Annotated in this window: 11 protein-coding genes; 2 read left to right on the top strand and 9 right to left on the bottom strand. The window is 42.6% G+C overall.

The annotated features are described in order from the left end of the window. The first annotated feature begins 135 nt into the window (after positions 1-135). On the top strand, positions 136-1,494 hold the full coding sequence (locus tag MKY99_RS13530) for a PQQ-binding-like beta-propeller repeat protein (RefSeq protein ID WP_339271034.1): 1,359 nt from the start codon (positions 136-138) through the stop codon (positions 1,492-1,494). A gap of 43 nt (positions 1,495-1,537) precedes the next feature. Here the strand turns inward: MKY99_RS13530 and MKY99_RS13525 are convergent, their stop codons facing one another. Both MKY99_RS13525 and MKY99_RS13520 read right to left on the bottom strand, forming a co-directional pair. Then, positions 1,538-2,041, bottom strand: coding sequence for a ferritin (locus tag MKY99_RS13525; protein WP_042127399.1), 504 nt, complete (start codon positions 2,039-2,041; stop codon positions 1,538-1,540). Between the two features lie 96 nt (positions 2,042-2,137). Then, positions 2,138-2,347 (bottom strand): hypothetical protein, encoded by a 210-nt coding sequence (locus MKY99_RS13520; RefSeq protein WP_339271032.1) that lies wholly within the window; start codon positions 2,345-2,347, stop codon positions 2,138-2,140. Positions 2,348-2,396: 49 nt separating this feature from the next. Between MKY99_RS13520 and nagZ the strand changes: the two genes are divergently transcribed. Then, a complete protein-coding gene (gene nagZ / locus MKY99_RS13515; protein ID WP_339271030.1) occupies positions 2,397-3,467 on the top strand; it encodes a beta-N-acetylhexosaminidase in 1,071 nt (356 codons plus the stop codon). A gap of 18 nt (positions 3,468-3,485) precedes the next feature. On the opposite strand, the gene MKY99_RS13510 is transcribed toward nagZ, so the two are convergent. The 7 genes from MKY99_RS13510 to MKY99_RS13480 form a co-directional block, all read right to left on the bottom strand. After that, a complete protein-coding gene (locus MKY99_RS13510; RefSeq protein WP_042187874.1) occupies positions 3,486-4,574 on the bottom strand; it encodes an efflux RND transporter periplasmic adaptor subunit in 1,089 nt (362 codons plus the stop codon). Positions 4,575-4,604: 30 nt separating this feature from the next. Next, positions 4,605-5,984 (bottom strand): ABC transporter permease, encoded by a 1,380-nt coding sequence (locus tag MKY99_RS13505; protein ID WP_042187872.1) that lies wholly within the window; start codon positions 5,982-5,984, stop codon positions 4,605-4,607. Continuing rightward, complete coding sequence (locus tag MKY99_RS13500) at positions 5,974-6,693, bottom strand: ABC transporter ATP-binding protein (protein ID WP_283911819.1); 720 nt, start codon at positions 6,691-6,693, stop codon at positions 5,974-5,976. The genes MKY99_RS13505 and MKY99_RS13500 overlap by 11 nt, the downstream gene beginning before the upstream one ends. Positions 6,694-6,732: 39 nt before the next feature. Beyond that, complete coding sequence (locus tag MKY99_RS13495) at positions 6,733-9,318, bottom strand: hypothetical protein (RefSeq protein ID WP_339271028.1); 2,586 nt, start codon at positions 9,316-9,318, stop codon at positions 6,733-6,735. 136 nt (positions 9,319-9,454) lie between these two features. After that, the gene (locus MKY99_RS13490) at positions 9,455-10,789 is read right to left on the bottom strand and encodes an OadG family protein (RefSeq protein ID WP_339271026.1); all 1,335 of its coding nucleotides are present in this window, start codon (positions 10,787-10,789) and stop codon (positions 9,455-9,457) included. Continuing rightward, the gene (locus MKY99_RS13485) at positions 10,786-11,874 is read right to left on the bottom strand and encodes a DUF58 domain-containing protein (RefSeq protein ID WP_339271024.1); all 1,089 of its coding nucleotides are present in this window, start codon (positions 11,872-11,874) and stop codon (positions 10,786-10,788) included. Before MKY99_RS13485 ends, MKY99_RS13490 begins: the two co-directional genes overlap by 4 nt. A 3-nt stretch (positions 11,875-11,877) precedes the next feature. Then, positions 11,878-12,855, bottom strand: a complete 978-nt coding sequence (locus MKY99_RS13480) for a MoxR family ATPase (RefSeq protein ID WP_339271023.1) — start codon at positions 12,853-12,855, stop codon at positions 11,878-11,880. Positions 12,856-12,884 lie beyond the last annotated feature (29 nt).

Here is a 12,884-nt window from a genome sequence, read left to right as displayed (position 1 = left end):
TTATATTTCTCGCTTAAACGCTTACCGTCCTTAAAAAAAGCCGTAGGCGTTTATGCTTGTTCTACAGAAGTAGTAACTTTTTGCCATTTATAATGTCTAATTATAGTAATCACTATTTTTGAGGAGCGTGAAACGATGATTCAGTCTTTGCACAAGACAATGATTAAAGTTTTAGCTGTTACATGCATTGCATCCCCAATAGCTTACAACGGATCGTTATCCGACATTTCCGCGGAACAAGCAGTTATAAGTACAAGCAATCCCTATTACAATGAAGTCAAAGCACCTATTCTTGTACCTGTATGGACATCACCGCTTGCCATCTTAAAAGAAGATAGAATCACTGGGCAGAACGTTACAGCCCTTGCCGAGAATGGGAAAGTCTTTGCCTTGCAGCGGAATGAAAAACTAGTCGCATTGAATGCTACAACAGGTAAAAAAATGTGGGAATTCGGAAGTGTATTAGCCCCGTTGTTCACGTACAGTAATGGATTTATCTATGGTTTGACTAAGAGTGGCTCTCTTTATGCCGTTAATGAAGCAGGTAAAAAAGCGTGGTCAGCTTCATTATCACTACCTAAAGCCACCAGTATACAACGGTTAGGCTCCACCATCTATGTAACACAAGATAGTCAACTGGCCGCTGTCGATGCGGTCAGCGGGAAGATCAAATGGAAGGCTGCGGAGGAGAGCAATAACTTTACAGGCTTATCGGAACTTATGGAAACGGATGGGGTTGTTATTCGAAGTTATCTCTCACAGGGAGCATTAACAACTGGCGCACTTGCTGCTTATGACAGTCTGACAGGAAAAAAACTATGGGACCATACCCGTCAATGGTGGCCACTAGCAGTAAAGGACGGCCTCCTCTACTCCATTACCAATACGTTAATGATGGATGATGACGCTGTGAATCGTAATGTTAAAGTTTCTGTATTCAACGTAAAAACAGGTGAACTTAAAGGAGAACGTTTATATAAATGGACAGATACCGAGAATAAAGATGGAGCATTCACATTTGGTGGTGTAAATGGGACCGCATTCTTGGATGGAAATGACTTCTATATTTTTCAGGGCAAAAAGCTTGTGAAATATGATTTTTGGAATTACTCAGCGGAAGGTAAGCCAGTTCAAACCTGGACTTCTATGGCAAAAGAGAAAGATTATCCTCTAAACCAAGTCCATCAGCAAAGAATGTTATATTCCAATTATGATACAGGGACGTTATCCGCACTCAAACTTGGAAATGGTCAGGCGGTAGTCCTCAATAATGGTGAGAATCCTGTAGTTCAGACGGATCTTTTTGGAAATGTGGTTTATAGCGGACAATCAGATGGCCTATTTCACGCTTATGACATGTTGACGTTGAAGCCTATTTTTACCGTGAAGACAGGATCTCGTAACTTTGCCCCTTCTCTTAAAACTGGAGGCATGCTGATCATCCGAACGGATAATAAGCTGCTGGCTATTAAACTGCCTTCATCAATTAAATAAAAAAAGCCTGATTTCTCAGGCTTCTGATCTTAAGTAACTTTACTTACTCAGCAGGAGCTGTAAAAGTACGTGCAGCAAATTCAGCATCCAGCATGTAGAAGGCGTTGCTATCTTTATCAATTCGTTTCAGTTTACTAATGATGTTGCTAAAGAGCGCTTCCTCTTCTACTTGCTCGTCAATAAACCATTTCAAGAAATAGATCGTTGCATGTTCACGCTCATCCAGCGCCAAGTCAGCTAAATGATAGAAGCGTTTCGTGTTTTGTTGCTCATGCGCGAATGCATGTTCAAAAGCATCCAGCATCGAAGAGTATTCGTTCTTTGGCTCTGGTAGAGCTTCAAGTGTCGCCCGATTATCGCGATCATTAAGGAACTTATAGATTTTCATGGCATGGAATCGTTCTTCTTCTGCTTGAATTAAGAAAAAGTTTGCGAATCCATCGAGACTTTCACCGGAACAATAGGCTGCCATAGCTAGATAAACATGAGCGGAATAAAACTCGAAATTCATCTGTTCATTAAGTGCGTTTACTAATCCATCTTTCATTTGACCGTCACCTCATAATTCAATTTTAATATGTAAAGATTTAAGTTCATCTTATCACCGTGTATCTAAGTCAGCAAGGATTCATCCTTCTGACATCTAAATAAGCAACGAAGGGACGACTATACTAATGACCAGTTTTACACGCAACATCCTTAAACCTACATCCTCTGCTAGCTTTTTAATGGCTTCTGCTATGGTATCTATGCTTCTGCTAACTAGCTGCTCCAATAGCAGTAACAGCTCCCAAGCTGCCGCTACAAATCCGCCGACTGCCGAATCCACATCTTCACCTGTTGCCAGTTCCACAGCAGCTCCCTCCTCAGAGAGTGATCCAATTGCTGTTCAGGTTTCCAGTATGAGCCTTGAAGAGAAAATTGGACAAATGCTCCTTGTTGGCATCGACGGAACCGTTCTGGATGATCAAGCAAAAAGGATGATTGCAGAAGACAAAGTCGGTGGAATCATCCTTTATAAGAACAATATTCAAGATCTGAAGAGTATGGTCAGTCTTGTTAATTCCATGAAAGAGAGCAACAGCGGCAACCCTGCCCCTTTATTTATGAGTATCGATCAGGAGGGCGGAAAAGTCAGCCGGATGCCTAAGGAGTATGCTTCCTTCCCCTCTAATGGAAAGGTCGGTACCCATAAGGATGCTAACGCTGCCGAAATGATGGGCAAGCTGCTCGCTAGAGAAGTATTGTCAGCAGGATTTAATATGAACTTCGCTCCCGTCCTTGATATCAATAGCAATCCAGATAATCCCGTAATTGGAGATCGTTCCTTCGGTAGCTCCGCTGAACTAGTCAGTACGCTAGGGATTGCCGAAATGAAAGGAATTGAGAGCGAAGGTGTTGTTCCTGTCGTCAAACATTTCCCTGGTCACGGAGATACTTCCGTCGACTCCCACCTTGAGCTGCCGATTGTGAATAAGACTGCTGAAGAACTCGCTAAATTAGAATGGCTCCCGTTTCAAGCTGCAATAAAAGAAGGAACCGATGCCGTAATGGTCGCTCATATTTTATTCCCGAAACTTGATCCTGATAAACCCGCATCTTTATCAAGTAAAATCATTGGTGAGCTACTTCGCGGTGACATGAAATATCAAGGACTCGTAATCACAGATGACCTGACTATGGGTGCTATCATGAAGAATTATGACCTTACCACAGCAGCGGTAGATACTATAAATGCAGGCAGTGATATCTTACTTATCGCTCACGGCTATGATAATGAGAAACGGGTATTAGAATCGCTTCTGGACCATGTAAAAAAAGGTAAGATACAGGAATCACGGATTGATGAGAGCGTCTATCGGATTTTAGCATTGAAAGCTAAATATAATCTATCCGACGAGCCAATTCCGGTTCCTGACCTTACCGAGCTAAATAAAGATATTAAATCTTGGCGACTCACGATTGAGAAATAGGCTTAGGTCTATTTCAATCTATTGAAGCACAACAACATCTCCAACCTTTAACCCTGAGACGGCCTCTGTTTTGTCAGCCGTCTCCATGCCCACTTTGATATCTCTTCGTTCATATTCCCCATTGCCTTTATCCACCATCACGTAGGAGAGATCTCCTTCATGCATTACTGCGATGCTGGATACAACGATGGCATTTTCCTTGCGGACCGTCTCGATTTCTCCGCTCAAGCTTAGTCCACCAATTAAGCGCTCGTTAGGTTGCAGTGAGATTACCACTTCAAATTGTGGAACCGAAGTAGCAGTAGTATTTTGACCCGAAGCAGTCTTAGCAAATTTAGATACCTTAGTCACTTCTCCAGACAGCTTTAAATCTTTTAAAGCTGTCATTTTAACATCGACCTTCATTCCCGTCTTAATACGGAAGACATCTTGTTCACCTACAAGAGCTATGAATTCAAGCTTGTTCATATCTACAATTTTGCCGATGTATTGATTATCTGTTACCGTTTGCGGAATTTCACTCGCACTGTCAAATAGAAAAACACCTGTTGCAGGAGCATGGTAGAGGGCTGTATTTAGCTTAGCCTTCTTTTCTTTTAATTCACGAGCCTGTATTTCAGCATTTACTTGGTTAAGCTCATCCCCTATTCTTGCTGATTCTTGGGCTGTAAGTGCTTTTATACGTTCGGCTTCTGTTGCACCAAGGGCTGCGTTCTCCTGGTCCTGCTGACTAACAAATTCATTTAATTCCGCTTCTAGCTGAGCCTTTCGAATGGTCGCCTCTTGTGTAGCAATTTCATTCTTTAAGGCTTCCTGATCGAGGGTAAACAGTAAATCCCCCTTCTTAACTTGCCCACCATTCTCAACCTTCCACTTTGTTACCTTTGAAGCATATGGTGCATATACAAGCGTTTCCTGCTCATAATGTGAATTCCCTTTGACCTGAACAGAGTTGGTGATGGTTTCCTGTGTCACTTCAAAAGTTATCGCCTGTGGTGGTTCAACAGGTTCTAGCTGTGCCTCGGGTTTATACATCTTGTTGTATACAAAATAACCCGCTGCAATAATAATCAATACCAATACAATCCACTTGATTCTCCTCTTCATCACTTCTGCTTCCTTTCAACTTAAAAATAGCTAATCCCGTTTTATCGCCGTGAGCGCATTCGTTCTGGACGCGCTTATCGCAGGATAAATTCCCGATAGTACGCCTGTCATTACCGCAAATGCGATCCCTATTGGAAGGGTCATCAGAGGAATAGTGATTACTAAGGGCTCACCCATCCCCATTCCTCCTGTGGAACCAATCAGCTTATTTATGCCAAACACAATCAAGTATGAAAAGCCTATACCGAGCAACCCACCAAGCATCCCGAGCAATGCCGCCTCTGTAATGAACATATTTCGGATTTGCCCCATATTGGCGCCTAGCACCTTCATAATACCGATCTGGCGACGACGCTGATGGGTGGACATGGTCATCGCAACGATGATCGAGATCGAAGCAATAATTAGAATAAATATACCAATACCAAGCGCTGCTTTCTTGAACATACTGAATGTAGAAGCCATCGCCTCTTTTTGATACAAATTCGTACTAGTATTTAGTGTAAGTTTCTGGATAAGCTTCTCCACTTGTACGATGTTGTCCGTACTGTCAACTTTTACAATGGCTGAGTTGTAAACATCCTTTTGCCCAGCAGTTCCATTCATTAGTTTCAGTTGTTCCACCAGACGCTCACCAGTCTCTAGCGAAACATAAATCTTCTTGTCGTACATCGCCATATCAGGGTTCCCAGTACTATCCAATATCCCAACAATTTGAATGGGTGAGCTGATTAGAGACTGTCCAGTTTGAGAAGCAGGGTCATATGATTGTAATTGAACCTGTTGTTTGAACATATCTGACGGAAGCATGCTTAAACTGTTGTACTGTTCCATTATTTTATTATTGTAAGGATCAGTACTCAGTTGTTCAAAAAGACGTTGCCGAGTCTCGACATCAATCAATCCTACAGTTGCTCCATAGTTTAGTACTGCCATACCAACCGAATCAGAAGGACCACCCTGCTTAAATTTATGGTCATATTTCGTTAATAGTCGAAGATCCGTTCCGATTAACTGTACGTCCGTAATTTTATTATCGATAGTAGTCATTTGTATGTAGCCAAGCTCTTGAAAAGGTGCTGCTGCGGTAACATGCCGCAGGCCTTGAACAATTTTCAGCTTCTGGCCCGTTAGCCTGCCGGGGTCGAGCTTTGCATCAGAGGCAGAGGCTCCTTTTCCTTCTCCGCCCCCTTGTGAAGGGATGCCGCTGTTCGGAGTCACCGTAATTTCATCCATTTTGAAATTCCGGTTAATTTCCCGCTCCGTATAGCTTTGCGCGGAATCTCCTATACTTAAAGCAACAATAATAGCAGCACAGCCAATCGATATACCTGCCATACAAAGACCTGTGACAACTTTCCGTCGTTTGACTTGCTCCCAAGCCAAACGTGAAATATCACTAATCCTCAATGAGTTTACCCCCTTCGAGTTCTGTATCCGAAGAAGTTTGTTTCTCAGTAATCATATATCCGTCCTGAAGCGTGAAAATCCGTTGCATTTGTTCTGCTACTTTGAGCTCGTGTGTTACAACGATGAAGGTGGTCTTCATCTTCTTGTTCAGGTTAAGCAGGATATTGATAATTTCCTCTTCTGTCTTCGAGTCCAGATTTCCGGTCGGTTCATCTGCGAAAATAACGGACGGTTCTGTGATCAAGGAACGTGCAATACTGACCCGCTGCTGCTGTCCGCCAGACAACTGTGAAGGGAACAGGTCGGCTTTATCCGGAATGCCGACCCCTTCCAGCAAGGCCAGAGCTTTTTGCTTACGTATTGATGGTGAAACGGATTGGAACACAAGCGGCAACTCAACATTTTCACGGACAGTCAAGCTAGTAATCAGTTCATAAGCTTGAAAGATAAACCCGATATGCTTCCTACGAAATTCAGATAGCTTGTTTTCGCTCATCTTCACAATATCTTGGTCAGCAATGTAAATGTGGCCTTCCGTAGGCTTCATCAGACCTGCCATCAGGTTGAGCATGGTTGACTTACCGGAACCCGAGCTCCCCAGTAATGCAACCATCTCCCCCTCTTTCACAGAAAAATCTATTTGATGAAGGACTGCCGTCGTTTCATTACCATTCTTAAAAGAATGCGTTACATTTTCCACTCGCAACATTGGAGCTGCTCCTTCTCGTACATTAATAGATATGAATTCCTACTTCTCAGTTACTGTTCTATCAATCTTTATGCTATATGCCTGGCTGGCCAGCTCGATCCGTTCTCCTTGGAACTCATCATACAGTGTGATTCTGTAGGCGCCACCTGACAAGTTTTTATACATATTATTGGTAAATGTTGCAGTATAGGAGTTGTAATTCCCTTCAAGTAGTTCAGTACCGATGTTCAAGCTTCGTTCCTGTGATAGACCATATGGATCTGTCATTTTGAGCACCAGCTTATGAGTGAAGGTTCCCATGTCATAGGTACTGTCACGAAGTAGGTTGTAATTCATTACGATATCTATAGTGGTACTACCTTGCATCGATCGCCCTTCCGAACTCAGAACAGACATCGTGTACGGATATAGCGCAACCTTCGTCAAGTTATTCTCCGGTGGAGTAGAAACTGGATTTAGACTCAATGAAGCAATGTTAATGAATCCTGTTGGTTCCTGACCTGGTTCAGATAGCTTATTCCCAGTAATTCCTGGACCTAGATACATACTTACATCTGATGGAATAACGGATTTAGGCAATTTTGCCCAGTACGTTATTAATTGCTTACCACCAGGTGTAGCTGAAGTATCTGGCTGATTCACTGTAGCTTCGAATAGCTGGCCATCTCCCGTTTTAAAGTAACCCTGAAGGCGAGCCATTTTGCTTTGTCTTTTTTCCTCACTGCTAAGCAGTAGCTCTGTATATACGATATTAGAATTGAGACCTTCATAAATAATTGTTTTGTTCTCTTGGACACTAGCGTTCTTGCCTTTACCGGTGATTGCATAACTTCCCCCACGTTCAATAGTCGCTACAGCATTCATCGTACTGTTCGTGCTAAGCGACAGGAACGAGCTCTTCTCTTCTTTTACCGTTGTAAAGAGGTTCACTTTTAATTTATCAAACTCTTGCGTGTAAGGGATTTTTGCAAATACATAGATTTCCGCATTTTTTCCTGGCGCAATCGTCGAGGTTTCCTTGTCCATAAACAGTTCTGTAGAAGAAGACACATCGTCATTGTCTACTTGCACAGATCCTTTTAATTCTGGAAGTGTTAATGCCACCGATTGCGAATTCTTAATATTTATTCTAGCAACAACGATGTCATCATCTTTCCAAGGAAAGCGCTGTAAAGACAGCAAGTTATAAGTGAACGAACCATATTCATTGGATGCACTATACTCCACGCCTTTTTGAATCTCAGGTCGTAATGTATAGGAAATTGTGTAGTATGCAACAGGTACTGTCAGCTTGGCTGTATTGCCCGTACTGACATTATTCCCTTCTGATCCTGTTCCCTCACCTGAACTGCCCGTTTCTGTATTAGCTGGAGCTGAAACAGCCTCTATCATTTGCAATTGCAGCGAACTCTGCTCAACCTCAAGCGGAATTTGTGCGGTAAGTGGAATGATTTTTTCTTCCAAAGGTTTTATGGTTAAGCCGCTCAATCCCTTCGCATTGATCGGAAAGGTTGTCCCTGTTGAAGATTTGACGGCAAGCTCATACGTTGGCAACGTAACGGCCGTCTTCCCAACATTTTTCACTCGAAGCTGGAAGGTCCAAATCCCTTTATTATTCTCAGCGTATACGTTTGCGTTGTTTAACTGAGTTTCTATCGGATTATTATTAATGGTGATTTTCTTGGTCACACCTTTACCTACCACCAAATTAGGTGTTGTAGCTGTCGGTAGCTTGTACGAGGATTTAGCGATCTCAAGCTTCAGTGCTTCATCTTTTTGCGTAAATTGCAGCTTCATATTATCCGTCTTCATATAAGGAGGAATCTCGGCAAGATAATAGATAGTCTTCTTCTCCTGCGGCTGAATCTTGTAACTAATCTGAGAACGATCAAGTGCTAATTCATACGAACTGCCACCTGCAGAAAGTAAATAAGCCGCATAACCAGGATCACTGAGTACCTTACTGCCCTTATTGGTCAGGCTTATACCCACCTTGGCATAAACTTTCCCATTATATTTATAGAGCTCTAAGGACTCACTTTTGGCGATGACAGGAATGTCATTCATTGTGGTGCTAACATTTTTTCCATTTACAGCAGTTGGGGAATAATTAGCTGGCACAGTAAAACTTCCTGCATGCTTTAAGTAACCTTTGGTTTTGGAATCCCATACATACATGGGAATCTTAATCCCTTTTAACGAATTGGTCTTGCCTATGTTGACGTAATATGTAACCCGCAAGCTTTCTTTAGCACCAATCTTCTTCTTAGTCGCGTCAGCGCTCAGTGGGTTACCCGGAATAACAGAACCCCCTGGCGTCGTCACTCTCGAAAAATAATACATTAGGTTTGCGTTTTTACTGCTCCCATTTGAATAATTCAGGGTATAGGTTAAAATATTTCCACCAGGTTGTGACCAAATATTGACATCTTCTAATGTAGCTTTGATATTTGCTCCTAATGAAATGGAACCCAGATTACTAGGGGGTGTTACTGTCGCCGCAGCTACAGCTGGATTGGTACGAACAGCATTATCGGATGCAGCTGAAGCGGTATGACCAGTCAATTGACTGATGACAAAGGTACTTAATAGTAAAACAACATATGTACTGCTATGCTTTCTCATTTACTTCCCTCCACGAGTATTTTGCTAGAATTATTATAGTGGTAAGTACAAAACCAATTGTATCCATGTTGTAACACTTTTGAAGCGTTTGTAACCTATTTGTTCCTATTTGCATGAATTTGAAGAATATTCTATTCTATAATTTCAATTCATCTTTCAATGCAGCCACATCTTTAGCAGAAGGATTTTCTTCTCCATATCTAACTTTTTCATATAATTCAATCAATGAATTCGACGTATTAACCGTATGTTCTTCGCCCTTATGTTTAACCTTGTTAAGAGCAGTCCATTTAATAATATCGTCTTCTGTTTCCTTCGGCGTAAGATAACTCTTAACTTCATAACCATGATCGTGCTTCAAATGAAGCCAACGCCGATATAACCAGCGAACACGCTCCGTTTCACTATTCATCTGCTCCCAGCGGTCTTTTCGATGTCTTGGCGTAAGGCGAGTACTCCAGAAATCCTTTAGACCTTGAAGCGTTTGTTCCCATGTAAATACACTTTTTTCCTCATCAAGATAAGTTGTATTGTCCTTTGGCGTATGTTCCCTGCGCAGCATGGATAGCAAGGCATCCATGGCTCTCTTTAATTTCCCACCGGCATTTCTATACAACCACCGAAGTCCATAATAAGCTGCAACGCCCAATAACACAGCTCCAGCAACATATAAAGCAACATCTAATATAGCAGCTAGTAGACCAGGCTCTTCATCTCCAACAAAAGGTAGTTCAGGACTCGCTTGAGGCTGTTCTACTGGCGGGGGTAGCGGCTCACTTGACCCAGAGAATAAATTACTAATCCATCCAAAGAACGAGCGTACCATATTCCATAGCAGTGTCCCTATAGCTTTTCCGACTCCTGCCGCTAATACGGCCGCAACAATTCCTATTCCAATGACATAAATACGGTTATTCCTTTGTAATCCTTTTGGCAAAGCTTTGCCCTCTTGAGAAAGCGAACTATACTGTAAATAGCTACTATTAGAAATAAATAGTGTGAGCAATAGACACAAACTACCGCACCAGGTCAGTAGTGTAACACTTCCCTCCAAATCGGGAATTCTACCAAATGCAATGGTCGCAACAAAATAGATTACAATACCTATCCAATACTTCTTACTGGACTGATCTCGAGAGTCAGCAGTCATTCCGAGAAAAGCGCATATAAAACCTGCGACACCTAAAGGCAGACTCTCGATAGACAGACTTCCTGCTGACAAAGCCCCAACCACCGTCCCAAGGATTAGAGCAGCCAGCAGTTGCTTCCATCTAACACTACACTGTTTTCGTAACAGAATACCTACTAATGATATTAGTGGTATGGCAGTCAGCCACATAGGTTCAACTTGCTTGGGCAGTACATAAACCTGAAACAGAATCCATACAGGTAAAACTAATAATAGTTCTAAGATAGAGTATATCCAGAGTTTGACCGTATTCCATACGTAACCAGATAACGGAAGTTTCATGCGCTCTCTCCTCCCTGTTCCGGAATATCCAGCCATTCTATACCATTGCCCAACACCAATAGGAGGTCAGCAGCCTCTTGTAATTCTGCTCCTCTATGACAGCTAATGATCAGAAAGTCTGTATCACTTATTCCGCTCTCGGCCTGCAGGGCTAGCAATCGACTCATAGGAAGCGTTCTTTCTAGCTCCAGCTTTGCTAACAGCTCTAGCAAATCTTCCAGCTCAGCCATAGGCTCTGCTTCAACAGGATCTCTTTCGCCCCCGTTATCCAATCTGCCGTTACAGATAAATCCCGTCTCAATTCCATGGCGCATGGCGTATTCGGCGATAGTGGCTGCATATCTTATCCCTTGCTCGATACGTTCCACATCCGTTACCGCTCTCCACATGGAATCACTGTCCTCTATATTCAAGCAAATGACGAGTCTAGAATCCGCAGTGTAGTCTTTCTTATGTACCTGCATAGTCCCTGTGCGCGCTGTAGCCTTCCAGTTTATAAGTCCCATAGAATCTCCTGAGCTATACTCGCGAATACCTGCAGTCAGGAAAGGATCTTCTACGATCCATCTTTTCACTGGAAGTTCACCCAACCAGCTATGTATCGGTAGCGGAAGATCGTCTAGATTCAGCAAATTAGGATAGACTAATAACTCTAATTGGAGAGGGTACGTTTTATTTTTCCGGATCAATCCAAAGGGATCTCCAGTGGTCATGGTGACTGACTCCAAACGGTATATCCCACGCCGTTCGCAAGTTACTTGATGACGCCGTTTAATATGACGGTAAGATTTAAGAAAGAACAAGCTGATATGATTCTGGTAGATTTCACCCGTGCTAATACCGAGATTATCTTGATTTCCAAATTCCAAGCCTCTTGCAATACTAGACTCCAGTCGAAGCCATGGTAATGGCAGAAGTTTCGCATTAACGATCTCCTCGATCATCTCAAGGTTATCCCCTTCATAAGCGACCTTCGTTGAAAAATACCGAGTATAACTAAGCGCTTTCAGACCATTCCGTTCATAGATAACGGCAAGAAGGAACAGGAGAGCTATTGTAATGAAAATGAACCAAGGCAAAGCCATAGCTCATTCCACCTTTCCGCCTCTTAAGGATGCAACGAGTTCTGTCGGCACCTCTACCTCACGAAGCACTTGTAACACAATTTCCGCGGCCTGTCCCTCTTTTGAACCCAATCCACGATGAAGAAGTAGACGATGGGCAAGCACCGGAACAGCTACGGCTTTAATATCATCTGGTGTAACGAAAGATCTGCCTTGGATTAGAGCATATCCTTGAGATGATCTGAGCAATGCTCCACTCGCACGTGGACTCGCCCCTAGTTTTACTGCCGCAGATTTGCGAGTAGCTTCCGTAATCCAAACGATATAGGCTAGCAAATCATCACTTATACTCACGGAAGCAGCCAAACGCTGCGCAGCTTGTATATCTTGAGCGGCAGCCACAGCAAAAGTCTCTTCAAGTGGATTATTCTCACGGAAACGCTGCAAAATATGAATCCCTTCGTCAAATGAAGGATACCCCGTAGTAATCCGCATTAGAAATCTATCTAATTGAGCTTCAGGCAACGGAAAAGTGCCTTGGTTATCAATCGGATTCTGAGTAGCAATAACGAGAAAAGGTGCTTCTAGGCCATGAGTCACACCATCGATCGTGATTTGCCGCTCCTCCATACATTCCAGCAGACTGGATTGAGTTCTTGGTGTAGCACGGTTAATTTCATCAGCCAACAAAATATTCGCAAATACTGGACCTGGTCTAAACTGAAATTCACCTGACTTTTGATTATAAAAATTAATGCCGCTTAAATCAGAAGGCAGCAAGTCTGGTGTAAATTGAATACGTTTAAATGTACAATCTAAAGACTTTGCAAGGACTTTGGCTAACAAGGTTTTACCTGTACCCGGAACATCCTCCAGTAGAACATGACCATTGGCAAGTAATGCGGTTAATAGCAGGTCTACTCCATCTTCTTTACCTACAATGACTTTAGCTAGATTGGTTCTAATAGATTTGATGAGTTCAGTAACTTCTTGAAGATTCATGTAAATACACCATCCAATCCTGAGGAAAT

It is taken from the genome of Paenibacillus sp. FSL R5-0470, assembly GCF_037975205.1.
Classification (GTDB): domain Bacteria; phylum Bacillota; class Bacilli; order Paenibacillales; family Paenibacillaceae; genus Paenibacillus_AQ.
The sequence above is the reverse complement of the archived record's forward strand: the minus strand, read 5'-3'. Positions and strand labels throughout refer to the sequence as shown.